The organism is Pseudomonas sp. P97.38, from assembly GCF_001269745.1.
Classification (GTDB): Bacteria; Pseudomonadota; Gammaproteobacteria; order Pseudomonadales; family Pseudomonadaceae; genus Aquipseudomonas; species Aquipseudomonas chlororaphis_E.
The window spans coordinates 276931-302466 of sequence record NZ_LHVJ01000011.1 but is presented as its reverse complement, the minus strand read 5'-3'; the positions used below and the strand labels follow the sequence as shown (position 1 = coordinate 302466).

Here is a 25536-nt window from a genome sequence, read left to right as displayed (position 1 = left end):
TCAGGCCTGTGGTTCGGCGGGGGCCGGGTCATCGTTGGCGGCTACGGCGGGCAGTTCCGGCGGGGCGTCCTGGGGCCGCGCCGACTTGATCTCCTGCAGGCCTTCGGTGTTGGCGATCACGTCGCGCAGCAGCTTGTCCAGGTCGTCGTTGCCATCGAGCTTGGTCAGCAGGTCGCGCAGGCGTTGGCGGGCTTCGAACAAGCGCCGCAGCGGGGTGACCTGTTCCACGACCTTGACCGGGTCGAAGTCGTCGATGTGGCGGAAGTTGAGTTCGATGTTGAGCTTGCTGTCGTCGCCGCTGAGGGTGTTGTTCACCTGGAGCGTGGCACGTGGGGAGATGGAGGCGAGCACCTCGTTGAAATTGTCCCGGTCGATCTCCGTGAAGCGCCGCTCATTGAGCTTGGGCAACGGGTCCAACGGCTTGCCCGAGAGGTCGGCCAGGATGCCGACCACCAGGGGCAATTCCTTTTTCTCGATGGCGTTGCCGATTTCCACGTCATAGGTGATCTGGACGCGGGGAGGACGAACTCGGTCGAGCTTGTGCTGGGTACTTTCTGCCATGGTGGCCGTCTCCGATGCATGTGGGGCGCAATGCATCGGGAGGCCCGCTCATCGCAATCCCTTGCTGATCCACAGGTTGCAAATGAAGGGCAGAAAACCTGTCATTCCCTTGACGAACCTGGCGCATTCGACCGTGCTGGCCGAACTATCCAAGACGCTAGAACAGGTCTATAAAAATGCAAGCAAAAACAATTTTTGACCGCTGAGAAAAGGAAGATTCATTTTGCGTGTGTTTTTTTCCGGATTTTTTTTGAGCCTGGTGCTCACCGGTTGCTCGCTCTTTGCTCCCAGCGTCGACCTGGACAGCCTGACCCTGGACGTCGCTTCCGGGGCCAATGACAACACGCCGATCGCGGTGGATTTCATCGCCGTCGAGGACCCGGACCTGCTCAAGCAGTTGTTGGGGATCACCGCCCGCCAATGGTTTGCCGAACGCGAACAGTTCCAGCGCGACTATCGTCAACGCATGGCGGTCTGGGGACTGGAGCTGGTGCCGGGGCAATTCATCGACCATCAGCCCTTCCCCTTGGAGGGGCGGCGCGCCGCTGGACTTTTGGTCTTCGCCAGCTATAACACTCCCGGAGCCCACCGGCTTCGGTTGGACGACCAGCGCACGGCCTGGCTGAAGTTCGAAAGTCGTGAGATGACACTGGTCAATGACGGCCAGCCCGAGTGACCGCGGGCCGCCCTGGGGGCGGCGACATTGAGATGTCGAAGGGAGTCGTATGAGTCTGTTACCTGACGCGGTGTGCTGGCATGAGGGCATGCAATTGCTGCCCCAGCATTTTCAATTGCAGGGGCTGCGCGCCGAGGCCCTGGCCGCGCATTTCGCCGGTGCCTGCAACCCCTGGTTCTGGGGTGTGAGTCAACTGGACGTCGACCCCTCGGCCCTGAGCGCCGGCCAGGTGCGGCTGCTGCAACTGCAAGGCACCTTGCCGGACGGGTTGGCGGTCAACCTGCAGGCCGGGGTCGGGCCGACCCTGGAGCTGGACATCAACGAGGCGGTCAACAAGACCGACGATGCCACCGTGACCGTGTACCTGGCCGTCAGTCCGCTCTGGCGTGCCGGGCAACTGCTGCCGCTCAAGGGGCGCCTGCAATCGGTGGTCGGCGAGGCATTGCCAGACCTGACCAGCGGCGAGTTTCCCGAGTCGATCACGGTCTGGCGACCCAACCCCAGGCTGTGCACGCAGTTGAGCCGGGCCGACTCGATCTGCCTGCCGCTGCTGCGCATTCGCAAGGAGGGCGGCGGCTTCTGGCGCGTGCCCTACACGCCACCGACGCCGGTCTTGTTGCCGGAATCGCTGTTGGGCCGGCGCATCGTCGGGCTGTGTGCCCGGGCGCGGGAAAAATGCATGTTCCTCGCCGGCCGGTTGCGCCAGGCCCAGGCCGCCGGCAACCAGGACGACGCCCTGGAGATCCGTCGACAATTGACGGCGCTGTGGGCGCGGCTGCCGGAAGTCGAAGGGGCGCTGAACACCCGGGTGGCGACGCCGCAATCGCTTTACGGCGCGCTGTTGGGGTTGGCTGGCGCGTGGTCGGCCCTCGATCCGCTGGCGGGCGTGCCGGCTTTCGCGCCGCTGGATTTCCTCGAATTGCAACGCGGCTACGAGCCGTTGCTCGACTGGCTGGAAACCACCCTGGAGTTGATCCGCGCCGGCTATCGCAGCCTGGCCTTCGAACGTAACGAACAGGTCTTCTCGATCCAGTTGCCCGACGACCAACCGACCCAACGCCTGGTGATCGGCCTGCGCATGCCCAACGGCGCCAGCGAGCAGGCGGCGGGCGAATGGCTGCGTGGCGCGATCATCGCGTCCGCGCCCCACGTGCCGCTGCTGAGCCGACAGCGCATGAGCGGGTTGCCCCACCAGGCCATGAGCCGCAATGAGCAGGTCGCCTACAGCGTCGGCGACGACACCCGTCTGTTTGTGGTGGCCGCCAGCGGGCAATGGTTCGACGGGCAATTGCCGCTGCACATCGTGGCGCCGGCGTCGGCCCAGGCCAGCAGCCCGTGGCAAGTGGTGTTGTTCGTGGCGCAAGCCGGTGAAAGTGCCTGATCGCAAAAGGGGAGTCGTATGCCAGACGGAAGTGGCGGGGCGGTTCGGGGTCTGCACGAGGCGCCGCTGAGCAGCGCTTTTCGCCAGGCCTGGCTGAAGTGGTCCCAGGAATGGCAGGACCTGCCCAAGGAAAGCGACCCCGCCGTCGTGGTCAGCCGCGTGGTGGAGTTTTCCGGGCGCTGCGCCCAGCGCCTGTGGCGAATGGCGTTCGCCACCGTTGGCGACGCCGCGAGCGAGCAGGTCAAGTCGGTGGTCTATGCCTTCGTCGCCCTGGTGGACGAAACCCTGCTGTTCACCCCGTGGCCAGGGCAACTGGCCTGGCAGCAGCATCCGCTCGAATCGCGAATGTATTCCAGTCGCCAGGCCGGCGAGCGCTTGCCCGCGGCGATCAAGAAACTGCTGGATGAGCAGATGCCCGGCACCCGCGACCTGGCCAATGTCTACCTGCAATGTTTGATCCTCGGTTTCCAGGGCCGCCTGCGGGGCGAGCCCGGCCAGGTCCAGCATGAAAAATGGCGGGTGGCGCTGTTCACCTTCGCCTGGCAGCACGAACCGGATTTTGTCGATGTCAGCGAGCGCCTGGCGCTGTCGGCGGCGGCGCCACCGCTGCGGATGCCGGCACAGCAATCGCTGCCGGACGGCTTGCGCCTGGGCCTGGCGATCCTGGCGATGGTGATGTTGCTGACCGGATTGGGGCAGGTGTTCTGGCGCGACATCCGTGGGGCACTCGAACCGGTGCTGCAACTGAACGAGTCGGTGGTCCAGGAGCAGGACTCATGAGCCCCTTGAGCATCGTCGCGCTGGTGGTGCTCGCCATTCTCCTGGTGCTGTTGGTGGTGGCAGCGGTCTGGTGGCTGCGCACCCAGGGCGGGGCGGCGATCCGCAGCTTCTATGGGGCCGTGCGCCACATGGAGCAGGAGCAAGGCGTGCGGGACCGCTACCAGATGCCCTGGCTGATGATGCTCGGCAACGACACTGACGGGGCCCAGCTGTGCGCCCAATGGCGCCTGCAACCGACGGACAAGGCGGCGTGGTTTGGCCGCTGGTGGTCGGATGCCGAGGGCGCGGTGCTGGTGGTGCCCCAGGCGTTGTTCCTGCCTGACGAGGGCATGAACCGGCAGCGCGGCAACTGGTGGCGCCTGCTGGGACTGCTCCTGCGCTTGCGCAGCAAGCGACCCCTGGATGCGGTGATCTGGACCGTGCCGTTCGACCGGCTCGACGACATCGAGCACACCGCCGACTTGAGCCTCAAGGTCCGGCGCAGTTTCATCGACCTGCTGCAGCGTTTCGGCCTGAGCCTGCCGGTGTACGTGGTGATTACCGGGATGCAGGAACTGCCCGGCTTTCAGGAACTGATCAGCGCACTGCCCGCCGAGGCACGGGAATCGACGCTGGGCTGGTCGTCACCCTACCTGCCGGACGCAGCGTGGCAGTCGCAATGGAGCGACCAGGCGCTGGATCAGGTCAACGCCGCGCTGTCGCAATCGATCATCGAGATCGGTGCGCTGTCGGGCCAGTTGAGCAGCGATCTCTATGGGCTGCCGGAGCGCTTCGAAGGCTTGCGCCGAGCCTTGCAGATTCTTCTGGAACCGGTGTTCCAGGGCAATGCCCAGGGCGAGGCGCCGCGTTTGCGTGGTGTGTATTTCACTGCCAGCCAGGCACTGGCCACTGGCGCCGACGCCGTGACCGCCAGCGACAGCGTCCTGCGCCAGACGGTGTTCGCCCGGCAGTTGTGGGCACGGCGGTTGGTGGCCGAGCGCGGCCTGGCCCAGCCGGTGCCACGGCTGCTGCGTCTGCGCCAGCGTTGGCATCGGTTGGCCGGTGCGGTGGCGCTGGTGGTTGGATTGGCCTGGATGGGGGGCATGGTCTGGGTCTGGCAGGACTCGATCGAACAGGCCGAGGAGCTCTCGCAACTGATCCTCAGTACCCACAAGAACCACTGGGTGCTCGACCCGGACAAGCCGCGACTGGAACCGACCCGGCACAATGTGCAGAACTATTGGAACATGCTGGAGAAAGCTCCGCGCTGGCGCTTCGTCTCGGTGGCGTTCCCGACGTCGTGGTTTTCCTCGGTGGACACGCAATTGGAGGAGGGCTTGCGCCTGACGGCCCGACACCATTGGATACTGCCGCTGCGCGACCTGCTGGCGGCGGACCTGGAGCAGCTCAAGGCGATTCGCAACACCGAGCGACGTGGCAACGTGCAAAGTGAAGACCCGGCGCAATGGCAGAGCTACGTGAAGGCCAAGGACCTGGTGGAGCGGGCGGTACGCCTGGAGCAGCACAACCAACTCTTCAACCAGGCGGTGAACAACCCCAAGGCGCCGCTGGATGAACTGGTGCAACTGAGTGACAACGCGTTGTCGCTGAACCTCAACACCGGCACCTTGAGCCGCGCACGTTTCTACAACCGGGTGCTGTTCGACGCCCACAACGATGATTTGAAGGGGCTGGACCTGAACGCCGCGCGACCGGTGGTCTCGGACAATTTCACCGGCCTGATGCAGCGCTGGCTCGATCATTACTTCCTGGCGGACAACTTCGTGCGCCAGGCCGGCTACCTCAAGCTGCACCTGCAACGGCTGGAGGCCGGTGGCGGCAACTCCTTGAGCGAGCTCGAAGACCTGATGGCGCTGATCGACGATCTGCAAACGCTGGTGAGCCTGACCAATGCGGCCTGGGGGCGCGGCAAGGGGCAGGACCTGGTGCCCGGTTACACGCAACTGATGGACAAGGTCGGCCACAGCACGCTGCTTGGGCCCGACATCGAGCAGGACCTGGAGAGCCAGGCGGCGAAATTGCAGCAGAGTTTTCGCGACCAGTGGATTGTCCAGGCCGGTTCCCGGGACAACTTGCTGGTGCAGCAGGGCAGTGGGCTGTTGGTGTTGCAGGATCACGTCACGGCGCTGAACGGCGCGGTCCAAGCCTTGTTCAAACGTGATTTCGTCGCGTTGGCCTTGCAGAAGGCCCCGTCGGACAGCGACACCGATCCAACAGGGCAGGGCAGCGGCAGCGATGACTTCAGCGTGGCCCTGAATTACTTCGCCAGCTACAAGAGCTACACCAACGAGGAACTGTCGCGCATCCCGCCGGTTTACCGCGAGGCCCTGATCCAGGCAGCTGAAGGCGCCGCGGCCCGGGCGATGTGGCTGAGCCTGGATGAGAGCGACGAACAGTTGCCGGGCATGCCCTTCAACGTGCAGACCAGCCAGGCAGTGGCCTTGCAGAAAGCCTTCATGGACGTGCACCGCAGTGATCTGGCGACGCGCTTGCAGCGCTTGCTCAATCGCCGCGCCCTGGCGCAGATCAGGAGCGCCCAGCAGGAGATCGAAGCCCAGCCGCTGTTCAGCCAGCGGGCGGATGTCCAGCGCTGGAACGGGTCGAAGAACTTTGGCCTGCAACTGTACGGCGCCACCGATCCCCAGGACCTGAAGCTGAACCTCAACCAGCAGTTCGCCGCCATGTTGCAGATCGCCGAGCAGCGTATGCCGGCGCTGGAATGGCTGATCGTCCAGCAGGACAACCTGTCGGCCCTGGAGCATGACCAGGTGGCGCGGTTCATGGCCCTCAATGACGAGTTGCTCAAGTACAAGAGCCAGAATCCGGCGAGTTCGGCGGCGCAGTTCGAACAGTTGGTGAGCCGCGACTTCATCGAGATGGACACGGCGTCTTGCGCGCAGATCCTGCAGACCTCCAACCTGTCCGGTGGGCGCGGTGACGTGGCCCAGCGCGCGGTCGCGTTGCAGCAGAGTGCCTTGCAACGTTGCCTGTACCTGCAGCAGGACCAGGCGGCGACTGCCTGGAATGACCTGGCCAACTACTTCAATCAGTACCTGGCCGGACGCTTTCCGTTTTCCCAGGATGTGCGCGCCAGCGACGCCGACCCGGCGCGGGTGCAGCGATTGCTGGAGTTGATCGACAGCCGCTTGCCCCTGGCCCAGGCCGGGCTGACCCTGAGCCAGACCCCGGACCGCCTGGCCGCCGAAGACTTCCTCAACGGTTTGAAACAGGCCGGTACCTGGCTCGGGCCGCTGTTCGTGCGGGACAAGAGTGGCCTTCTCGGCGTAGAGATGGACGTGCGCTGGCGCACCGATCGCGAACAGGAACGCGGCGCCGATCAGGTGATCGCCTGGGGCTTGAGTGCCGGCAACCAGCAGATCAACTACCCGGGCGAGGCCCAGCAGAACCTGCGCTGGATGGTCGGGCAACCTGTCAGCCTGACGCTGCGCTGGGCGCGCAACGGCTACCAGCGTCCGGCCAACGATCCCCTGCAGCCGAACCTGGTGGTGCGCGACCTGGAAGCGGGTTGGCAGTACCAGGGGCCGTGGTCATTGCTGCGCCTGATGCGCTCGCTGGTGTCGGCCCAGCGCCAACCCAACGTTGACTACACCGATTTCCCGTTGACCTTGCAGTTGCCGGTGATTGCCCGCAACCCGACGCAGGCCCCGCAGCCTCAAGGCCTGGCCCAGGATCGTGTCGCCCAGCAAACCCTGATGTTCGTGCGCCTGTCGCTGATGAGCCAGGGCTCGAAGCTGCCGTTGTCGATGCCGCCGCTGCCGACCCGGGCGCCCCGTTCGCCGTTCATGGCGACCTCGTCGACATCGACCATCGCCACCCGTGAGGAAGCCCCATGAGCTTGCCGATCAGCCCATTGCCCGAATTGGTCACGCAACTGCTGGAACCGCTCGACGCCCAGGCGCCCTGTGGCCAGGATCTGCGCTACGAATCGGTGTACGACCGATTGCGCGAGTTGCGCCGCGAGGACGACACCAGCCTGCCTGCCGGTGTCTGGGAGTCGCCGATCAAGCGCGCCCAATGGCCGGAGCTGGAGCGGCTCGCCACCCTGATGCTGCTTGAGCGCAGCAAGGACCTGATGATCAGCGCCTGGCTGGGAGAGGCCTGGCTGCACCTGTCGGGCCTGGAGGGCTTGCCGAGCGGCCTGGCGTTGGTGGCGGGCCTGTGCGAACGCTACCCGGAGCACTTGCACCCCCAGGCCGAGGACGGCGACTGCTCCTGGCGGGTGATGCCGTTGGAGTGGTTGGTACGACGCTACAGTGAGGTGCTGCTGACCCGGGTGCCGTTGCTCAATGGCGATGACCCGACCTACGCCAATTTCTGCCTGCATGACTGGCAACGCCTGCAACGTCAGCAGGTGCTGGGCAATGACAGCAAGAGCGCCAAGGTCGCGGTCGAGACGGCGCGGACCGATCAAAAGAAACTCGACGAACTGATTCGCGGCACGCCGTTGTCGTTCTGGTTGCATCGCCAGAGCAGCCTGATGTTGAGCCTGCAACACCTGCAACGGCTCGAAGCCTGGAGCGATGCCTGCCTGGGTCAATTGGCCCCGAGCTACAAACCCCTGCAGGATGTGATGCAGGCCTGGCTGGCCTTGGTAGAGGAGTTCATTGCGATGCACCCACAACAACCCAGCGTCGCGCCGGCACCCGCTGCGCCGACGGCGGCGACGCCGACCGAGCCGTCACAGGTGGCGCCGGCCCAGGTCTTCCAGGAACCGGCCAACCGCGAAGAAGCCTATCGCCAACTGCTGGTCATTGCCGGTTACCTGGCTCGCACCGAGCCCCACAGTCCAGTGCCCTATTTGATCCGGCGGGGCGTGGAGTGGGGCAACAAACCGTTGAGCGAGCTGCTGGGCGAGTTGATCAGCGCCGACGCTGAATCCCGGCGGCTGTGGACGTTGCTGGGGGTACTGTAAACCCTGTCCTGTGGCGAGGGCGCAAGCGCCTCTACCACGATCAGTTGTAGGGCTCGGGCAGCGGGACCGGGGTCAGCACCGGTTTGCCTGAAAAGAACGCGTCCAGGTTCTGGCCGACCAACTCGACCGTGCCACGGGTCGCTTCCGGTGACAGGCCGGCCACATGGGGAGTCAGGACCACGTTGGGCAGGCTTTTCAGCGCATCCGGCACTTCTGGCTCGTGATCGAACACATCCAGGGCCGCTCCGGCGATCCGCCGGTGTTCAAGGGCGCTGATCAATTCTGCGGTGACAACCACGCTGGCTCGGGCGATGTTCACCAGAAAACCGTTTGGGCCCAGGGCATCGAGGGCCTGCTTGTTGATCAACTGGCGCGTATCCAGGCCGCCGGGCGTGGCGACGACCAGGAAATCCGAAGCCCGTGCCAGTTCCGTCGGCGTGGCGCAGAAGGTATAGGGCACGTCGTTGCGCATCCGGCGATTGTGGTAGCTGACGCTCATGTCGAAGCCGAGGGCGGCCCGTTTGGCAATCGCCATGCCCACGGCGCCCAGCCCGAGCACGCCCAGTCGCTTGCCGGCCAGGGACGGGCGCATGACCTTGGACCACTCGCCCCGGCGCACGCTGGCGTCGGCCCGGGGGATGTCGCGCACCAACGCCAGCAGCAGTGCCATGGCATGGTCGGCCACCGAGGAGGCGTTGACCCCGGCGCCGTTGGTCACCACGATGCCGCGGCTGCGCGCTGCCTGCAGGTCGACCTGCTCGTAGCCGGCGCCGATCACGCAGATGATCTGCAGGTTGGGCAGGGCGGCCATTTCCTCCGCCGTCAAGCCCAGGGGGCCGCGGGTCAGCACCGCGTTGAACCGTTCGCCATGTTCGAAAATCGCGGCCTTGCGCTCGGCCGGCGTCGGTGCCAGTTCCAGGTGATAGCCCTGGCGCTCGAGGATCGGCAGGTATTCATTGACGGTTTCAACCAGTACCAGGACGGTGACGGGCATGCTGTGCTCCTTTGGGCTTTGGCGCGATCGGGCGGGCTCAATCAGCGTGGGAGCGAGCCTGCTGGCGAAAGCGGTGGGTCAGTCGATTCAATGCTGGCTGACACGCCACCTTCGCGAGCAGGCTCGCTCCCACAGGTTTCGTGCATTCTGTCCTGAGTGTAGGAGCTGGTGTAAAGCGGCGATAGCCTGGCCAGCGCGTGCCCCGGCATTTTTGTTGTGATGGGCAACCACTCCTCAGCTAAGCCTTTGCTTCTGCTCGCTAATCCCGGACAATCGCGCCCCTGTTTCGGCCAGGGCGCTGCCTGTCGGGCTTTTCCGACTCGTCCTGGCCGGGTGCATGTGACCGGAACGCGGAGATCCGACCGGATGAATGATCAGGCCAATAGCGTCCAAGAGCGCTTTGAAACGACAGCCCCAGCCACTCTCGATCAATGGAGTCGCCAGGACACGACCTGGATGCTCGGGCTGTTTGGCACCGCCATCGGTGCGGGCACGCTGTTTTTACCGATCAATGCGGGCCTCGGCGGTTTCTGGCCGCTGCTGATCCTGGCCCTGCTGGCATTCCCCATGACGTTCTATGCCCACCGTGGGTTGACCCGCTTCGTGCTGTCCGGTCGTGATGGCGCCGACATCACCGAGGTGGTGGAAGAGCATTTCGGCATCAAGGCCGGTGCGCTGATCACGCTGCTGTACTTCTTCGCGATTTTCCCGATCCTGCTGATCTACAGCGTGGCGCTGACCAATACCGTGGGCAGCTTCCTGGAGCATCAACTGCACATTCAGCCGCCTCCCCGGGCGGTACTCTCGCTGGTGCTGATCCTCGGTCTGCTGGCGGTGGTGCGTTGTGGCGAGCAGGTGATCGTCAAGGCGATGAGCCTGATGGTCTACCCGTTCATCGTGGCGCTGCTGTTCCTGGCGGTGTTCCTGATCCCGCACTGGAATGGCGGCATCCTGAGCACCGCGTCGACGGTGCCTGAGCCTTCCGCGCTGCTGCACACCTTGTGGCTGGCGATCCCGGTGATGGTGTTTTCGTTCAACCATTCGCCGATCATCTCGGCGTTTGCGGTGGACCAGAAGCGCCGTTACGGCGCCAATGCCCAAGCGCGCAGCGCGCAGATCCTGTCGCGTGCCCATGTGTTGATGGTGGTGATGGTGCTGTTCTTCGTGTTCAGTTGCGTGCTGACCCTGTCCCCGGCGCAACTGGCCGAAGCCAAGGCGCAGAACCTGTCGATCCTGTCGTACCTGGCCAACCACTTCAGCAACCCGACCATTGCCTTTGCGGCGCCGTTGATTGCGTTCGTGGCCATCTCCAAGTCGTTCCTCGGGCACTACATCGGCGCGAGTGAAGGCCTCAAGGGGCTGATCGTCAAGAGCGGCCGTCGTCCCGCTCCCAAGACCCTGGACCGCCTCACGGCCGCGTTCATGCTGGTGGTGTGCTGGATCGTCGCCACGCTCAACCCGAGCATCCTGGGCATGATCGAGACCCTGGGCGGCCCGGTGATCGCGGCCATCCTGTTCCTGATGCCGATGTACGCCATCCGCAAAGTCCCGGCCATGGCCCGTTATCGTGGCCGGGCGTCGAATGTCTTTGTGGTGTTGGTGGGCCTGGTGGCGATCACTGCGCTGGTCTACTCCCTCGCTGCCTGACCTGCAACCCTCACCTTGTGGGAGCGGGCTTGCTCGCGAAAGCGTTGGATCAGTCACGAAGATGTAGGCTGAGCTGACGCCTTCGCGGGCAAGCCCGCTCCCACAGGGAGTGGGGGTGAACCTGATTCTCACCAACACCACAAAACCACTGTAGGAGCGGGCTTGCCCGCGAAGGCGATGGTTCGGCTGGCACCAACCTACAGGCATAAAAAAACGCCGCCCCTCGCAAGAAGGGCGGCGTTTCAGTCGAGCGTCTAGGCCTTAGGCTTGAACGACCGGGATGTTGGCGTTTGCAGCCGCTTCACGGAACTCGGCGATCTGGTCGAAGCTCAGGTAGCGGTACACGTCCGCTGCCATGCTGTCGATCTTGCCGGCGTATTCCAGGTACTCCTCGACGGTCGGCAGGCGACCCAGGATCGAAGCCACGGACGCCAGCTCGGCCGAAGCCAGGTAGACGTTCGCGCCGTCGCCCAGACGGTTCGGGAAGTTACGGGTCGATGTCGACACCACGGTGGAGTTCGGCTCCACGCGTGCCTGGTTACCCATGCACAGCGAGCAACCTGGCATTTCCATCCGTGCACCGGCCTTGCCGTAGATGCCGTAGTAGCCTTCTTCGGTCAGCTGGTGAGCGTCCATCTTGGTCGGCGGCGACAGCCACAGGCGGGTTGGCAGCTGGCCCTTGACCTGATCCAGCAGCTTGCCGGCGGCGCGGAAGTGACCGATGTTGGTCATGCACGAACCGATGAACACTTCGTCGATCTTCTCGCCAGCAACGCTGGAGAGCAGACGGGCGTCGTCCGGGTCGTTCGGCGCGCAGAGCACGGGCTCGCTGATGTCGGCCAGGTCGATTTCGATGACTTCGGCGTATTCGGCGTCGGCATCGGCTTCCATCAGCTCAGGGTTGGCGATCCAGGCTTCCATCGCTTGCGCACGACGTTCCAGGGTCCGGGCATCGCCGTAGCCTTCGCCGATCATCCAGCGCAGCAGGGTGATGTTGGACTGCAGGTACTCGGTGATCGACTCTTTCGACAGCTTGATGGTGCAACCGGCGGCGGAACGTTCGGCCGAGGCGTCGGAGAGCTCGAAAGCCTGTTCCAGAGTCAGGTTTTCCAGACCCTCGATTTCCAGGATGCGGCCGGAGAAGGCGTTTTTCTTGCCTTTCTTCTCGACTGTCAGCAGGCCTTTCTGGATGGCGAAGTAAGGAATGGCATGAACCAGGTCACGCAGGGTGATGCCAGGTTTCATCTTGCCTTTGAAGCGCACCAGGATCGATTCCGGCATGTCCAGCGGCATGACGCCGGTGGCCGCGGCGAACGCCACCAGGCCAGAACCGGCCGGGAACGAGATGCCCATCGGGAAGCGGGTGTGCGAGTCACCACCGGTGCCCACGGTGTCTGGCAGCAGCATGCGGTTCAGCCACGAGTGGATGATGCCGTCGCCCGGACGCAGGGAAACGCCGCCGCGGGTCATGATGAAGTCAGGCAGGGTGTGGTGGGTGGTCACGTCGATCGGCTTTGGATACGCCGCGGTGTGGCAGAAGGACTGCATCACCAGGTCAGCGGAGAAGCCCAGGCAGGCCAGGTCTTTCAGTTCGTCACGGGTCATCGGACCGGTGGTGTCCTGGGAGCCCACGGTGGTCATCTTCGGTTCGCAGTAGGTGCCAGGACGCACACCGGCTACGCCGCAAGCCTTGCCGACCATCTTCTGCGCCAGGGTGAAGCCCTTGGTGCTTTCGGCAGGTGCTTCAGGCTTCTTGAACAGGTCGAACGGTGGCAGGCCCAGCTCGGCGCGCGCCTTCTCGGTCAGGCCACGGCCGATGATCAGCGGGATACGGCCGCCGGCACGCACTTCGTCGAGCAGGACCGGGGTCTTCATTTCGAACGTGGTGATGACTTCGTCGGTACCGTGCTTGCAGACCTTGCCGGCATGCGGGTACAGGTCGATCACGTCGCCCATGTTCATGTTCGACACGTCGAATTCGATCGGCAGGGCGCCGGCGTCTTCCATGGTGTTGTAGAAGATCGGGGCGATCTTGCTGCCGAAGCAGAAACCACCGGCACGCTTGTTCGGTACGTACGGGATGTCGTCGCCGAAGAACCACAGCACCGAGTTGGTGGCGGATTTACGCGAGGAACCGGTACCGACCACGTCGCCGACGTAGGCGATCGGGAAGCCCTGGCCGCGCATTTCTTCGATCTGCTTCATCGGGCCGGTCTTGCCTTGCTCGTCCGGAACGATGCCGTCACGGGCCATTTTCAGCATGGCCAGGGCGTGCAGCGGGATATCAGGGCGCGACCAGGCGTCCGGGGCAGGGGACAGGTCGTCGGTGTTGGTTTCGCCAGGAACCTTGAACACGCGCAGGCTGATCTTGTCGGCCAGCACCGGGCGCTTCTTGAACCACTCGCCTTCGGCCCAGGATTGCAGCACGGCCTTGGCGTGAACGTTGCCGTTCTTGGCTTTTTCAGCCACGTCGTGGAAGGCGTCGAACATCAGCAGGGTGTGCTTGAGTTCTTCGGCGGCCACTGGCGCCAGTTCGGCGTCGTCCAGCAGCTCGACCAGGGTCACGATGTTGTAGCCGCCCTGCATGGTGCCGAGCAGCTCGACGGCACGCTTCTTGTCCAGCAGGGGGGATTGGGCCTGGCCCTTGGCCAGTGCGGAGAGGAAACCGGCCTTGACGTAGGCGGCTTCGTCGACTCCAGGCGGAACGCGATTGGTGATCAGGTCAACGAGGAAAGCTTCTTCGCCCGCCGGAGGATTTTTCAGCAGCTCGATCAGGCCTGCGGTTTGTTCGGCGTTAAGCGGCTGGGGAACGATACCCAGTGCGGCGCGCTCTTCGATATGTTTGCGGTAGGCTTCAAGCACAGTTATTACCCTCATCAGTGGTCCCAAATGGGTGTCCGGGACGCTCATCCAGAAACCCGCGGTACTCATGCGCGTCGGGGGCTTTTTGGGCCACCACGCCAGAGTTTCCGGGGTTCCTCACAGAAGCTGCTTTCAAAGTTTTACGCCTGCAGAACGGGGAGCTGATGAGGGTTGGCGTTGGGCTTTCCCCGCTGGAAAGACCCTCCGCCAACACCGCTCTGAAGGAACGACTGTGCTCGTGACGCTTTGAAAACAGCTTCTAACGGACATTGGCGCCTTAAAAGGCTGGCTGATTCTACGGCAAAAAAAAATTAAAGGTAAGTTCGAGCGGGAAGTTTGAGGGGTGATCAATCTTAGACAAAGGGCTAACATGCCGGCCTGTCCTGCTTTTGCGTGTGTTTTTGCTTATGCCCAACCAGCTCATCAAGACCCCTTGTGTCGGCCTTTGCTCCACTGTCTACGGTGACCTGGTGTGCCGGGGCTGCAAGCGGTTCCACCATGAAGTGATCCACTGGAACGGCTACAACGAGGACGAGAAGCGCGCGGTGTGGATGCGCCTGGAGCAGTTGCTGGTGCAGGTGATGGTGGCCAAGCTGGAGGTGTTCGACCCCGGCCTGCTGCGCCGGCAGCTCGAAGATCGCAAGATCCGCTTCGTGCCGCACCAGTCGGAGTATTGCTGGGCCTATCAGTTGATCGCCCGCGGCGCGCGGGTCATCAATAATCTGGAAGCCTACGGCATGGCATTGCTGCCGGAGTTCCGCGATTGGGAACTGCCGGACCTGCGGGACGCCATTGATCGAGAGTTTTTCCTTTTGTCCGAAGCCCATTACCAGCGCTACATTGCGCCAGGGTTTCTCAAGGATGCGATGGGGCGCTGACAGCGCTTTCGTGGCCGGCGGCAGGGCGCTTTTGTGGCGAGGGAGCTTGCTCCCGCTGGGTTGCGCAGCGACCCCCCGGCAAGGCGCCTGCTGCGCAGTCGAGCGGGAGCAAGCCCCCTCGCCACAAGGGGTTTATCCGCTCAATCCTTGACCGCCAGCTCCACCAGATGGTCCTCCACCTCCTGCGGCTTGAGCACCAGCACGTCGCTTTCCAGCGTATCGAGCACCGCTTCGGCGGTGTTGCCAATCAGGGCCCCGGACAGCCCGGAGCGGGCCACGGTGCCGATCACCGTCACCGCCGCCTGCAGCTTGTGGGCCATGAACGGGATCAATACGTCCGCCGGGCCTTCGGCGACGTGCAGGTGCTGGTCGTCGATGTCGAATTCTGCCTGGAACGCCCGGCATTGTTCGCGATAACGGGCCTCGATGGTTTCCTTGAGCTGGAAGGTCGGGTCGGCCGCCGAGAGCATTGGCGAGGGGTGGGCACTGATGACGTGCAGGTGCCCCTTGGCCAGGCCGGCGATGTCGTAGCCGTGGTCGATGATGGTGGTGTGCAGGTGGCGGTGCTCGCCGTCGGCATTGCCCACGTCAACGGCGGCCAGGATCACCTTGTCCTTCCATGAACCGGCGGTTTTCACCAGCAGCACCGGGGTGGGGCAATGGCGCAACAGCTTCCAGTCGGCGGGGGTGAGCAGGGCTTTTTTCAGCGGGCTGTCGGGGAAGTGCTGCTTGATCACCAGGCCGCAACCTTCGGCCTGTTGCACGTCGATGATGGTTTCATGAAGGCTTTCGTTCCAGGCCTGTTCGGTCGTCACGCTGTAGCCGTCCGCCGCCAACCCGGCTTTGAGCACACTCAGCAGACCGGCATGGTCATGCCGCTTGTCGCAGACCAACAGGTGCAGGTGGGCCTGGGTCACGCCGGCGATCAACTTGGCGCGCTTGAGCGCCAGGCTTTCTGCATGTTCGGGTTCGATGACCACCAGGATGCTGCGAATGGCTTGCATGATCGGCGTCTCCTGCAATGAAAAGGCATGGCGTTGCTCAACTATAGTTGCTGTGGGTCAACCGTCGACTTGATGCATATCAACGGTCGTGGCTGGTGGTCTTGAGGCGGCCCGGTATAATCGGCGCCCTTCGCTCGATTACCTTTGCCCGTGAGCCCCATGATCCTTCCCGAAATCCACGAGTTCCTTGGCTGCCGTACACCCGACGGCTGGGTCCAGGCGGCATTGGCCGACCAGGAAACCTTGCTGATCGACCACAAGAACTGCGAGTTCAAGGCCGCCAGCACCGCCCTGAGCCTGATCGCCAAGTACCATTCCCACGTCGACCTGATCAACCTGATGTCGCGCCTGGCCCGGGAAGAGCTGGTGCATCACGAGCAGGTCATGCGCCTGATGAAAAAACGCAAGATCGGTTTACGCCAGCTTTCGGCCGGGCGCTACGCCTCGGGGTTGCGCAAGGTGGTGCGCAGCCATGAACCGGTCAAGCTGGTGGACACCCTGGTGGTGGGCGCCTTCATCGAAGCGCGCAGTTGCGAGCGTTTCGAGGCGTTGGTGCCGCATCTGGACGAAGAGCTGGGCAAGTTCTATTTCGGCCTGTTGAAAAGCGAGGCCCGGCATTTCCAGGGGTATCTGAAACTGGCCTACCAGTACGGGGACGCCAAGGACATCGCCCAGGTGATCGACAAGGTTCGCGAGGCCGAGCGGGAGCTGATCGAATCGCCGGACGTGGAGTTTCGTTTCCACAGTGGTGTGCCTGCGGCATAGGGCTGTTTGCCTTGACGCCATCGCGAGCAAGCTCGCTCCCACATTGGACTTGGGAAGTTCACAAATCCCTGTGGGAGCGAGCTTGCTCGCGAAGGGGCCTTATGCAGCACTGTATTTCTAAGTGACCAGCCCCAGGCGCTCATGCCACCGAGCAATGGACTCCTCGGGATAAACCTCGAACAGCTGGTCGTCCGGATGCGCCTCGACTTCCACCCACGGCGCCCTGGAACCCAGCATCAGGTGGGTGTGCTCCGGCGGTACCGGCAGCGGTGTGTCGATGGCCGAGGCAAAGGGGTGAATCAGCTCCGGCCATTCGGGGCTGAACAGCCATAGCCCCGAACCGCACAAGGAACAGAAATGTCGTTCGGCACTGCTGCGGTGGGCGCGTTCATCGCCTTCGTCCTTGAGCCGCGCGTGGTAGACCGAGATGTGCTTGCGCCCGCGCACTTTCAAGGTCCGCGCATCGCCACCCAGGTTGATCGCAAAACCACCACCGCCCTGGGTCTTGCGGCAGATTGAGCAGTAACAGCGCTGATAAGGGTAGGGGTGAGCACTGTCGAGGGTGAACGACACCGCGCCGCAGTGGCAGGATCCTTCTAGCTGCATGGGGAGCCTCCAGTGGGATTGGAAATGACTCAGTACAGCCTAGACAATCTGTGTCATGGCAGTTGAGTTGAGGCTGGCCATGAGACCGCCTTCGCGAGCAAGCCCGCTCCCACAGGGGATCTGTGTCGGGTCTTCTGTCCACTCTCGGTCAGTGTGGGAACGGGCTTGCTCGCGAAGACGTCGGTGCAGCCAACATTATTTCGGCACGCGCCACAGGTACCACGCCGCCACCGTCCGATAAGGGCTCCAGGCCAGGCCGATGTCCAGCATCTGCCGGCGACTGGGTTGCCGTTCCAGTCCTTTCAGTCGTCGGTAGCCCTCTCGAACCCCAAAGTCATCGACCGGTAGGATATCGGGGCGCTCCAGGCTGTAGATCAACAGCATCTCCACGGTCCAGCGTCCGACGCCACGCAGGGTGACCAGGCGTTCGATCAGCGCTTCGTTGTCCATGGCCAGCGCGGTGGGGTAATCCGGCACGATTCCGTCCAGCGCCGCCTGGGCGATGCCGTGAATGGTGGCAATCTTGCTGGCGGAAAAGCCGCAACCGCGCATTTGCGCGACGTCGGTGGCCAGCAATTGCTCGGGCGTCGGGAAGGCCTGGCCCGGGAACAACGCCAGCAAGCGGCCGTGAATCGCATCGCCGGCCTTGGCGTGCAGTTGCTGATAGGCAATCGCCCGCACCAGCGCTTCATAGGGGTCGCGGGTTGGCCTGGGCTGCAACAGGCAGGGGCCGGTCGCTTCGACGTGTCGTTGCCAGTCTTCATCGAGCTGGGCCAGGAAGACGCTGGCGTGATGGTAGGGAACGGGCATCGGCTTCTCCAGGCTGTGTCTGAAAAGCCTTGATACTCGTTCATGCTGCGTTGAAAACCGGCTCGGAATGCTCATTTACTCTAGTAAACTCCGCTTCCTCGCCGGTTTTCGCCTTGCCTGACCTTCGTCTCAAGACTTTTCAAACAGAGCCTAGTGGGTTCAATCAAAACGCCAGGGGCAATGAAACCTGCGTTGCGGCGTGTTCCAGCCGCAATAGAAAGGCTTTGCGCGGCTGTCCACCACCATAGCCGGTCAACGCGCCGTCCGCACCGATCACCCGATGGCAAGGGACGACGATGGCCAGGCGGTTCTGCCCGTTGGCCAGGCCCACGGCCCGGCTGGCACCGGGGCTGCCCAACACCGCGGCGATGCTGCCATAGCTGCGGGTTTCGCCATAAGGGATCTTGAGCAGTTCGGCCCATACCCGGGCGGCGAAGGCGCTGCCGGGCATGTGCAACGGGACGGTGAATGTCGTGAGCTTGCCGGCGAAGTAGTCCGCCAGTTCACCTTCGATCTGCTGCAAGTGGGCGTTGTGACCCGGTGCGAGCGTGTAGCCGTAGCGCTGCTGCAGCTCTTCCAGTTCCTTGGTCAGGGCAGGGCGGTCGAGGAACTCCAGCAGCACCAGGCCGCGCCGTTCGGCCATGGCCAGCATCGGTCCCAACGGCGTGGTCAGGCGCGTGAACAGCAAGGGTTCGCTGAGGGCGGCGCGTCCTGGGGTGATGTGGAAGGATTTCACGAAGGCATCGCGAAAGCCGCTCAAGGATTCGTAACCGGAATCGAACGCCGCGTGGTCGATGGACGCCCCGGCCTTGATCCCGCCCAGGGCGATCCCCAGGCGGCGGGTACGCAGGTAGGCGTGGAAGGTCATGCCGAAATGCTGCTTGAACCAGCGCCGCAGTTTCAGCGGCTCGATGCCTTGCTCCAGCAGCAGGGCGTCGGTCCAGCGCAGGTCTGGCTCGGCGTCCACGGCTTTAAGCAGGGCCTGGATCCAGTCCGGCGCGATGGCCGCGGCGTCCAGCGGCTTGCAGCGCAGGCAGGCGCGGTAGCCGGCGGACAGGGCTTCGTCGGCATGGGCGAAGAACTCCACGTTTTCCGGCTTCGGCTTGCGCGCCGTGCAACTGGGGCGACAGAAAATGCCAGTGGTCTTGACCGCCGTGAAGAACACCCCCTCGTAGGCGGTGTCTCGTTCGAGCATGGCGCGGACCATTTCGGCGTGGGGCGGGAGCAGCGAGTCATGTAGGTTCATGGGGTTGAGCATAGAACCGTGCCCGCTACGACTCCACCGCAAAATCGACAGTGAATTCTTTGTGCCGGATCAAGGCAGTTTTCTTCAATACACCCCGCCATGGGCCTTTTACTCTGATCGCCACCTCACAGACATGAAGAAGGTATGCGATGACTCTGATTCTCTCCATGGCGGCGTTTGCCCTGGTGGCCTCCATCACGCCGGGACCGGTGAATATCGTGGCCCTCAGCTCCGGCGCCCGATATGGCTTTCGAGCCACCTTGCGCCATGTGGGCGGCGCGACCCTGGGGTTTGTCCTGCTGCTGGTATTGATGGGGCTGGGGTTGCATGAAGTGCTGCAACGCTGGCCGGCACTGACCCGGGTGGTGCAACTGGGTGGCGTCGGGTTTCTCTTGTTCATGGCCTGGAAACTGGCGATGGACGACGGGCAGCTGGCTGGGGCGGATGAGGGTCGGGCGCCTTCAATGTTCTACGGCGCGCTGATGCAATGGCTCAACCCCAAGGCCTGGCTGGCCTGCGTCGCGGGGATGGGAGCGTTCGTGGCTGACGGCGAGGCGCGGCTGGTGTGGCAGTTCGCGGCGATCTACCTGGTGATCTGCTACGTCTCGGTGGGCTGCTGGGCCTATGCCGGGAGCTTGCTGCGCACCTGGCTGGGCAATCCGGCGACCCTGCGCCTGTTCAACCGGGTGATGGCGGTGTTATTGGTGGCCAGTGCGGTGTATTTATTGTTGCCGTGAGCACAAGTGTTTTCGAGGCGGGGATGCTGTTGTGGCGAGGGAGCTTGCTCCCGCTCGACTGCGCAGCAGTCGCCCAGGATCGAGGGCTACTGCGTAGCCCAGCGGGAGCAAGCTCCCTCGCCACAGAGGTCCACCTGTTTTTGGTCCAAACAAAGTGGTGGGGCAGTATCAACCGCGATACTGGCCCGGCGTGGCCGCCAGGTGTTGCTTGAAGGCCCGTTGGAAATGCGCCTGGTCGGCAAACCCGCTGTCCAGCGCCACATCGGCGATCAGCCGGCCTTCGCGCAACTGGCGACGGGCGAACTGGATTCGTCGATTGACCAGGAACGCGTGGGGCGTCATCCCGTAATGGCGCTTGAACGCCCGGCTCAGGTAGGACGGCGAGAGCTGAGCGGCGGCGCAGATGTCTTCCAGCTTCAGGGCTTCGGTGCAGTGGTCATGGATGAATTGCGCCGCCCGCATCAAGCCCGGATGGCTGCCCCGGTCCGGGCGACCGGCCGGGTTGAGGCGCTGTTGCAGGTCCGTGAAGAACGCTTCGGCGGCGGCGTGCTTGTGATGGGGGGCGAGCCGTTCATCCACCAGTTGCCCATACAGGCGCTGCAACGCCGCAAACAATTCGACGTCGCGACTGTGGGTGGTGGCGAAGCCTTGGAACTCAAGGTCCTGGTCAAAGCCGATACGCCGTTGCAGGTCCCGCAGCCAGTGGCTGTCCACATACAACATGAGGTATGACCAAGGCTGGTCGTCGATCGGGTTGCAGGCATGAACGGCGCCGGGGTTCATCAACACCACCGTGCCGCTTGCCACCTGCAAGTGCGAGTGCTCGTGAATATAAGTGCTGCGCCCGGCAGTGATCGCGCCGATGGAGAAATGGTCATGGGCGTGGCGCGAATAGCAGACCTTGCGCCCGTCGGCGATGGCCCGGGCCTCGATGAAGGGCAGGGCCGCGTCGCGCCAGAAGCGGGGGGCGGCGTCAGGGGTGGCGTGCTTCATCGGTCGATGTGCTCTGGTTGAACCTGGGTCGCAGTGTATAAGCGCTGGCAGGCAAATGCCCACTCGATTCGACCTCGCACGGTTTCAACGGTGGAAGCACCGTGGGTCTGGTCTAGACTTCGAGGAGTTCCGTCAATGGAGTTCCCGATGCTCGCGCCAGGCAAACCTGACAACGAAGCTGTTCGTGTGAAGAATCTACAGTCGCTCAAACTGCTCGATACAGCGCCCGAGGAGCGCTTCGATCGTCTGACCCGGCTCGCCCGGCGGCTGTTCGATGTGCCCATTGCGCTGGTGTCGCTGGTGGATGCCAACCGGCAGTGGTTCAAGTCCAACGCCGGCCTGGACGCCACGGAAACGCCGCGGTCGGTGTCGTTCTGTGCCCATGCGATCCTGCAGGACCACATCATGGAAATCAGTGATGCGGAGCTGGATGAGCGGTTTCGCGACAATCCCCTGGTCACGGGCCTGCCGGGTATCCGTTTCTACGCTGGGCACCCGCTGGGGCTGGAAGATGGCAGCAAGCTGGGGACGTTGTGCCTGATCGACACCCGCCCGCGCACCCTCAACGAAGAAGAGCGTGAACTGCTGCGTGACCTGGCGAGCATGGCCGAGCAGGAAATGATCGCCGTGCAGATGGCGAGCATGGATGAACTGACGCTGCTGTCCAATCGGCGCGGGTTCATGACCCTGGCCCAACATGCCTTGGGCGTGTGTGAGCGCTTGTCCCGACCGGCGACGCTGCTGTTTTTCGACCTCAACGACTTCAAACCCATCAATGATCGATTCGGCCACGCCGAGGGTGACGCCGCGCTGAAGACCTTCGCCGATGTGCTGCGCATCGCGTTTCGTGAAAGTGACGTGATCGGCCGCCTGGGCGGCGATGAGTTCGTGGCCTTGCTCACCGGCTCGTCCCATGTCGAGACTACCGCGATCATGGCGCGCCTCAGGGAAATCCTCGATGAACGCAACGCGATGTTGCGGCGGGGCTATGACATTCGCTTCAGCGTCGGCCAGATCGAATACGACCCGCTGCGCCACCACAGTATCGAGGGCCTGATGGCCGACGCGGACGCTGCCATGTATACCCAGAAACAGGCGAATCGGCGCTAGGCTCTGTCTGAAAAGCCTTGATACTCGTTCATGCTGCATTGGGACTGCAATGAAAAACGCCGCGGGGCCTTTGCAGGCGCCGCGGCGTTTTCTTGGGCGGTGAAGATTACTCTTCGATGTTGCCCATGGCGGTGGTGTTGAAGCCGCCGTCCACGTACATGATTTCACCGCTGATGCCCGACGCCAGGTCGGAGCACAGAAAGGCGCCGGCGTTGCCGACTTCTTCGATGGTGACGTTGCGACGCAGCGGGGTTTGCGCTTCGTTGGCGGCCAGCATCTTGCGGAAGTTCTTGATGCCGGAGGCAGCGAGGGTGCGGATCGGACCGGCCGAGACGCAGTTGACGCGGGTGCCGTCCGGGCCCAGGGAACCGGCCAGGTAACGCACGCCAGCTTCCAGGGAGGCCTTGGCCATGCCCATGACGTTGTAGTTCGGCATGGTGCGCTCGGCGCCCAGGTACGACAGGGTCAGCAGGCTGCCGTTGCGGCCCTTCATCATTTCGCGACCGGCCTTGGCCAGGGCCACGAAGCTGTAGGCGCTGATGTCGTGGGCAATGCGGAAGCCTTCGCGGGTGGTGGCTTCGGTGAAGTCGCCATCCAGTTGGTCGCCCGGGGCGAAGCCGACGGAGTGCACGATGCAGTCCAGGCCGTCCCACTTCTGGCTCAGTTGCTCGAAGACCTTGGCGATTTCTTCATCGCTGGCCACGTCGCACGGGAAGCACAGCTCAGGGCTCGAACCCCAGCCTTGCGCGAACTCTTCGACACGACCCTTGAGTTTGTCGTTCTGATAAGTGAAGGCAAGCTCAGCGCCCTCGCGATGCATGGCGGCAGCGATGCCGGATGCGATGGACAGCTTGCTGGCGACACCGACGATCAGTACGCGCTTACCGGCGAGAAAACCCATGTGTTGCTCCTCTTTCAGGTTATTCGGCAGTTGTTGGGGCCAGGAAGGCGGCCTCCAGCAACTGCTGTGTATAGGGGTGTTGCGGCGCAGCGAAGAGGCTGCGGGCATCACCGTGTTCGACCACTTGGCCATGCTTGACCACCATCAGCTGGTGGCTCAGCGCTTTGACGACAGCCAGGTCATGGCTGATAAACAGGTACGTCAGGTTGTACTTGGTTTGCAACGACCGCAACAGCTCCACCACCTGGCGTTGCACGGTACGGTCCAGGGCCGACGTAGGTTCATCCAGCAGGATCAACGCCGGCTTGAGCACCAGGGCCCGGGCAATGGCGATACGCTGCCGCTGCCCTCCGGAAAATTCATGGGGGTAGCGGTGCCGGGTGTCCGGATCCAGGCCTACCTCCTTCAATGCCGCGATTATCGCTTGTTCCTGCTCGGCTTCGGTGCCGATCCGGTGGATCCGCAGGCCTTCACCGACAATCTGGCTGACACACATCCGCGGGCTCAGGCTGCCGAACGGATCCTGAAACACCACTTGCATCTCCCGGCGCAGCGGTCTTACCTGCTGCTGCGACAGGCTGTCGAGCTGTTTGCCTTCGAACCGGATCCCGCCCTGGCTGGCGATCAACCGCAAGATCGCCAACCCCAGGGTGGACTTGCCCGAACCGCTCTCGCCGACGATGCCCAGGGTCTGGCCCTGGGGCAGGCTGAAGCGGATACCGTCCACGGCCTTGATGTAGTCTACCGTGCGCTTGAACAGGCCTTTCTTGACCGGGAACCAGACTTTCAGGTCCTCGACCTCCAACAGCGGCGGTCCGACAACGTTGTTCGCCGGGGTGCCGCTGGGTTCGGCACCCAGCAGTTCCCGAGTGTACGGATGCTGCGGCGCGCGGAACAATTCTTCGCACGATGCCTGTTCGACGATGCAACCGCGCTGCATGACACATACGCGATGCGCAATTCTTCGCACCAGGTTCAAATCGTGGCTGATCAGCAGCAGCGACATGCCCAATCGTGCCTGCAGATCCTTGAGCAGATCGAGGATTTTCAGCTGGACGGTGACGTCCAGGGCCGTGGTCGGCTCGTCGGCGATCAGCAGTTCCGGCTCGTTGGCCAGGGCCATGGCGATCATCACCCGTTGGCGCTGGCCGCCGGACAATTCATGGGGCAGGGCCTTGAGGCGCTTGTGCGGCTCGGGGATGCCGACCAGCTCCAGCAACTCCAGGGTGCGCCGGGTCGCGACCTTGCCGCTCAGGCCTTTGTGAATGCCGAGCACTTCATTGATCTGTTTTTCAATGCAGTGCAGCGGGTTCAGCGAGGTCATCGGCTCCTGGAAGATCATCGCGATGCGGTTGCCGCGCAGGTGGCGGAGGGTCTTTTCCTTCAGGCCCAGCAGGTCCTGCCCGGCGTAGCGGATCGTCCCGGCAGGGTGGTGAGCCAGCGGGTAGGGCAGCAACCGCAGGATCGAGTGGGCCGTCACCGACTTGCCCGAGCCGCTTTCACCCACCAACGCCAGGGTTTCACCGCGGCGGATGTCGAAGCTGACGCCCTCGACCACGCGCTGGCGGCGTTCGCCGACAATGAACTCCACCGCCAGGTCGCGGACTTCGATCAGGTTGTCAGTGTTCATGTCATTTCCTCGGATCGAAGGCATCGCGCGCGGATTCGCCGATGAACACCAGCAAGCTCAACATCAGGGCCAGCACGGCGAACGCGCTGATCCCAAGCCACGGGGCCTGGAGGTTGGATTTACCCTGGGCCACCAGTTCGCCCAGGGACGGCGAGCCAGCGGGCAAGCCGAAACCGAGGAAGTCCAGGGCGGTGAGGGTGCCAATGGCGCCGGTGAGGATGAACGGCATGAACGTCATGGTCGAGACCATGGCGTTGGGCAGGATGTGGCGGAACATGATCGCGCCGTTCTGCATGCCCAGCGCCCGCGCCGCACGCACGTATTCCAGGTTGCGTCCGCGCAGGAACTCGGCGCGCACCACGTCCACCAGGCTCATCCAGGAAAACAGCAGCATGATCCCCAGCAGCCACCAGAAATTCGGCTGCACGAAGCTGGCCAGGATGATCAACAGGTACAGCACCGGCAGCCCGGACCAGATCTCCAGGAAGCGCTGGCCGGCCAGGTCGACCCAGCCGCCGTAGAAGCCCTGCAGGGCGCCGGCGATCACGCCGATGATCGAACTGAGCACGGTCAGGGTCAGGGCGAACAACACCGAGATACGAAAGCCGTAGATGACCCGGGCCAGCACGTCGCGGCCCTGATCGTCGGTGCCCAGCCAGTTCATGGCCGAGGGCGGTGCCGGTGCCGGGACCTTCAGGTCGTAGTTGATGCTCTGGTAGCTGAACGGAATCGGTGCCCACAGCACCCAGGCGTTCTTGGCGGCCAGCAGTTCGCGGATATACGGGCTCTTGTAGTTGGCTTCCAGCGGAAACTCGCCGCCGAAGGTGGTTTCCGGGTAGCGCTTGAGGGCCGGGAAGTACCAGCCGTCGTCGTAATGCACCACCAGCGGCTTGTCGTTGGCGATCAGCTCGGCGCCCAGGCTGAGCACGAACAGCGCCAGGAACAGCCACAGCGACCACCAGCCACGCTTGTTGGCCTTGAACAGTTCGAAACGGCGGCGATTGAGCGGGGACAGGTTCATC

At 63.5% G+C, this 25536-nt stretch carries 21 protein-coding genes; 10 read left to right on the top strand and 11 right to left on the bottom strand.

Translation table 11 applies throughout. From position 1 onward, the window contains the following. A complete protein-coding gene (gene tssB / locus AD664_RS06835; protein WP_053145383.1) occupies window positions 1-561 on the bottom strand; it encodes a type VI secretion system contractile sheath small subunit in 561 nt (186 codons plus the stop codon). Between the two features lie 223 nt (window positions 562-784). On the opposite strand from tssB, the gene AD664_RS06830 reads away from it, so the two are divergent. From AD664_RS06830 to tssA, 5 genes are read left to right on the top strand one after another with little or no spacing between them, the layout of a single operon-like run. Next, the gene (locus tag AD664_RS06830) at window positions 785-1237 is read left to right on the top strand and encodes a hypothetical protein (RefSeq protein WP_053145381.1); all 453 of its coding nucleotides are present in this window, start codon (window positions 785-787) and stop codon (window positions 1235-1237) included. A gap of 49 nt (window positions 1238-1286) precedes the next feature. Continuing rightward, window positions 1287-2618, top strand: coding sequence for a type VI secretion system baseplate subunit TssK (gene tssK / locus AD664_RS06825; RefSeq protein WP_053145379.1), 1332 nt, complete (start codon window positions 1287-1289; stop codon window positions 2616-2618). A gap of 18 nt (window positions 2619-2636) precedes the next feature. Then, the gene (locus AD664_RS06820) at window positions 2637-3398 is read left to right on the top strand and encodes a DotU family type IV/VI secretion system protein (RefSeq protein WP_053145377.1); all 762 of its coding nucleotides are present in this window, start codon (window positions 2637-2639) and stop codon (window positions 3396-3398) included. Then, complete coding sequence (locus AD664_RS06815; RefSeq protein ID WP_053145375.1) at window positions 3395-7252, top strand: type VI secretion protein IcmF/TssM N-terminal domain-containing protein; 3858 nt, start codon at window positions 3395-3397, stop codon at window positions 7250-7252. Before AD664_RS06820 ends, AD664_RS06815 begins: the two co-directional genes overlap by 4 nt. Further along, a complete protein-coding gene (gene tssA, locus AD664_RS06810) occupies window positions 7249-8331 on the top strand; it encodes a type VI secretion system protein TssA (RefSeq protein WP_053145373.1) in 1083 nt (360 codons plus the stop codon). Before AD664_RS06815 ends, tssA begins: the two co-directional genes overlap by 4 nt. Before the next feature lie 40 nt (window positions 8332-8371). Here tssA and AD664_RS06805 read toward each other — a convergent pair whose 3' ends face one another. Next, window positions 8372-9325: a 2-hydroxyacid dehydrogenase gene (locus AD664_RS06805; protein ID WP_053145372.1), complete on the bottom strand. Its 954-nt coding sequence runs from the start codon at window positions 9323-9325 to the stop codon at window positions 8372-8374. Between the two features lie 366 nt (window positions 9326-9691). Here AD664_RS06805 and AD664_RS06800 point away from each other — a divergent pair, with 366 nt between their 5' ends. After that, on the top strand, window positions 9692-10972 hold the full coding sequence (locus tag AD664_RS06800) for a serine/threonine transporter (RefSeq protein WP_053145371.1): 1281 nt from the start codon (window positions 9692-9694) through the stop codon (window positions 10970-10972). A gap of 261 nt (window positions 10973-11233) precedes the next feature. On the opposite strand, the gene acnB is transcribed toward AD664_RS06800, so the two are convergent. Further along, on the bottom strand, window positions 11234-13834 hold the full coding sequence (gene acnB / locus AD664_RS06795; protein WP_042729181.1) for a bifunctional aconitate hydratase 2/2-methylisocitrate dehydratase: 2601 nt from the start codon (window positions 13832-13834) through the stop codon (window positions 11234-11236). 407 nt (window positions 13835-14241) lie between these two features. Here acnB and AD664_RS06790 point away from each other — a divergent pair, with 407 nt between their 5' ends. Beyond that, window positions 14242-14712, top strand: coding sequence for a DUF1289 domain-containing protein (locus AD664_RS06790; protein ID WP_053145370.1), 471 nt, complete (start codon window positions 14242-14244; stop codon window positions 14710-14712). A 140-nt stretch (window positions 14713-14852) separates the two neighbouring features. On the opposite strand, the gene AD664_RS06785 is transcribed toward AD664_RS06790, so the two are convergent. Further along, window positions 14853-15716 (bottom strand): universal stress protein, encoded by an 864-nt coding sequence (locus AD664_RS06785; RefSeq protein ID WP_053145369.1) that lies wholly within the window; start codon window positions 15714-15716, stop codon window positions 14853-14855. Between the two features lie 159 nt (window positions 15717-15875). On the opposite strand from AD664_RS06785, the gene AD664_RS06780 reads away from it, so the two are divergent. Continuing rightward, window positions 15876-16481: a tRNA-(ms[2]io[6]A)-hydroxylase gene (locus AD664_RS06780; RefSeq protein WP_047738826.1), complete on the top strand. Its 606-nt coding sequence runs from the start codon at window positions 15876-15878 to the stop codon at window positions 16479-16481. 117 nt (window positions 16482-16598) lie between these two features. On the opposite strand, the gene AD664_RS06775 is transcribed toward AD664_RS06780, so the two are convergent. From AD664_RS06775 to AD664_RS06765, 3 genes are all read right to left on the bottom strand, one after another. Next, complete coding sequence (locus AD664_RS06775; RefSeq protein ID WP_047738824.1) at window positions 16599-17087, bottom strand: GFA family protein; 489 nt, start codon at window positions 17085-17087, stop codon at window positions 16599-16601. Window positions 17088-17282: 195 nt separating this feature from the next. Beyond that, window positions 17283-17897, bottom strand: coding sequence for a DNA-3-methyladenine glycosylase (locus tag AD664_RS06770; protein WP_053145366.1), 615 nt, complete (start codon window positions 17895-17897; stop codon window positions 17283-17285). Window positions 17898-18060: 163 nt separating this feature from the next. Next, the gene (locus AD664_RS06765) at window positions 18061-19143 is read right to left on the bottom strand and encodes a bifunctional transcriptional activator/DNA repair enzyme AdaA (RefSeq protein WP_053145364.1); all 1083 of its coding nucleotides are present in this window, start codon (window positions 19141-19143) and stop codon (window positions 18061-18063) included. 149 nt (window positions 19144-19292) lie between these two features. Between AD664_RS06765 and AD664_RS06760 the strand changes: the two genes are divergently transcribed. Then, the gene (locus AD664_RS06760) at window positions 19293-19880 is read left to right on the top strand and encodes a LysE family translocator (RefSeq protein ID WP_053145362.1); all 588 of its coding nucleotides are present in this window, start codon (window positions 19293-19295) and stop codon (window positions 19878-19880) included. Between the two features lie 168 nt (window positions 19881-20048). Here AD664_RS06760 and AD664_RS06755 read toward each other — a convergent pair whose 3' ends face one another. After that, window positions 20049-20873 (bottom strand): AraC family transcriptional regulator, encoded by an 825-nt coding sequence (locus AD664_RS06755; protein WP_053145360.1) that lies wholly within the window; start codon window positions 20871-20873, stop codon window positions 20049-20051. Between the two features lie 147 nt (window positions 20874-21020). Between AD664_RS06755 and AD664_RS06750 the strand changes: the two genes are divergently transcribed. Then, window positions 21021-21983 carry a diguanylate cyclase gene (locus tag AD664_RS06750; protein WP_053145557.1) on the top strand — a complete coding sequence of 321 codons (963 nt, stop codon included), beginning with the start codon at window positions 21021-21023 and terminating at the stop codon, window positions 21981-21983. 106 nt (window positions 21984-22089) lie between these two features. On the opposite strand, the gene fabI is transcribed toward AD664_RS06750, so the two are convergent. Genes fabI through AD664_RS06735 form a run of 3 tightly spaced genes read right to left on the bottom strand, consistent with a single transcriptional unit; the run spans window position 22090 to window position 25535 of the window. Next, window positions 22090-22884, bottom strand: coding sequence for an enoyl-ACP reductase FabI (gene fabI, locus AD664_RS06745; RefSeq protein ID WP_042729172.1), 795 nt, complete (start codon window positions 22882-22884; stop codon window positions 22090-22092). Between the two features lie 19 nt (window positions 22885-22903). After that, window positions 22904-24514 carry an ABC transporter ATP-binding protein gene (locus tag AD664_RS06740; RefSeq protein ID WP_053145359.1) on the bottom strand — a complete coding sequence of 537 codons (1611 nt, stop codon included), beginning with the start codon at window positions 24512-24514 and terminating at the stop codon, window positions 22904-22906. A gap of 1 nt (window position 24515) precedes the next feature. Beyond that, a complete protein-coding gene (locus AD664_RS06735; protein WP_053145357.1) occupies window positions 24516-25535 on the bottom strand; it encodes an ABC transporter permease in 1020 nt (339 codons plus the stop codon). Between the last annotated feature and the right edge of the window lies 1 nt (window position 25536).

Excerpts from the sequence above, each read along its gene's own strand:
- tssB (WP_053145383.1), bottom strand. The coding sequence starts at position 561 with ATGGCAGAAAGTACCCAGCACAAGCTCGACCGAGTTCGTCCTCCCCGC.
- tssK (WP_053145379.1), top strand. The coding sequence starts at position 1,287 with ATGAGTCTGTTACCTGACGCGGTGTGCTGGCATGAGGGCATGCAATTG.
- AD664_RS06820 (WP_053145377.1), top strand. The coding sequence starts at position 2,637 with ATGCCAGACGGAAGTGGCGGGGCGGTTCGGGGTCTGCACGAGGCGCCG.
- AD664_RS06815 (WP_053145375.1), top strand. The coding sequence starts at position 3,395 with ATGAGCCCCTTGAGCATCGTCGCGCTGGTGGTGCTCGCCATTCTCCTG.
- tssA (WP_053145373.1), top strand. The coding sequence starts at position 7,249 with ATGAGCTTGCCGATCAGCCCATTGCCCGAATTGGTCACGCAACTGCTG.
- AD664_RS06805 (WP_053145372.1), bottom strand. The coding sequence starts at position 9,325 with ATGCCCGTCACCGTCCTGGTACTGGTTGAAACCGTCAATGAATACCTG.
- AD664_RS06800 (WP_053145371.1), top strand. The coding sequence starts at position 9,692 with ATGAATGATCAGGCCAATAGCGTCCAAGAGCGCTTTGAAACGACAGCC.
- AD664_RS06790 (WP_053145370.1), top strand. The coding sequence starts at position 14,242 with ATGCCCAACCAGCTCATCAAGACCCCTTGTGTCGGCCTTTGCTCCACT.
- AD664_RS06785 (WP_053145369.1), bottom strand. The coding sequence starts at position 15,716 with ATGCAAGCCATTCGCAGCATCCTGGTGGTCATCGAACCCGAACATGCA.
- AD664_RS06780 (WP_047738826.1), top strand. The coding sequence starts at position 15,876 with ATGATCCTTCCCGAAATCCACGAGTTCCTTGGCTGCCGTACACCCGAC.
- AD664_RS06775 (WP_047738824.1), bottom strand. The coding sequence starts at position 17,087 with ATGCAGCTAGAAGGATCCTGCCACTGCGGCGCGGTGTCGTTCACCCTC.
- AD664_RS06770 (WP_053145366.1), bottom strand. The coding sequence starts at position 17,897 with ATGCCCGTTCCCTACCATCACGCCAGCGTCTTCCTGGCCCAGCTCGAT.
- AD664_RS06765 (WP_053145364.1), bottom strand. The coding sequence starts at position 19,143 with ATGAACCTACATGACTCGCTGCTCCCGCCCCACGCCGAAATGGTCCGC.
- AD664_RS06760 (WP_053145362.1), top strand. The coding sequence starts at position 19,293 with ATGACTCTGATTCTCTCCATGGCGGCGTTTGCCCTGGTGGCCTCCATC.
- AD664_RS06755 (WP_053145360.1), bottom strand. The coding sequence starts at position 20,873 with ATGAAGCACGCCACCCCTGACGCCGCCCCCCGCTTCTGGCGCGACGCG.
- AD664_RS06750 (WP_053145557.1), top strand. The coding sequence starts at position 21,021 with ATGCTCGCGCCAGGCAAACCTGACAACGAAGCTGTTCGTGTGAAGAAT.
- fabI (WP_042729172.1), bottom strand. The coding sequence starts at position 22,884 with ATGGGTTTTCTCGCCGGTAAGCGCGTACTGATCGTCGGTGTCGCCAGC.
- AD664_RS06740 (WP_053145359.1), bottom strand. The coding sequence starts at position 24,514 with ATGAACACTGACAACCTGATCGAAGTCCGCGACCTGGCGGTGGAGTTC.
- AD664_RS06735 (WP_053145357.1), bottom strand. The coding sequence starts at position 25,535 with ATGAACCTGTCCCCGCTCAATCGCCGCCGTTTCGAACTGTTCAAGGCC.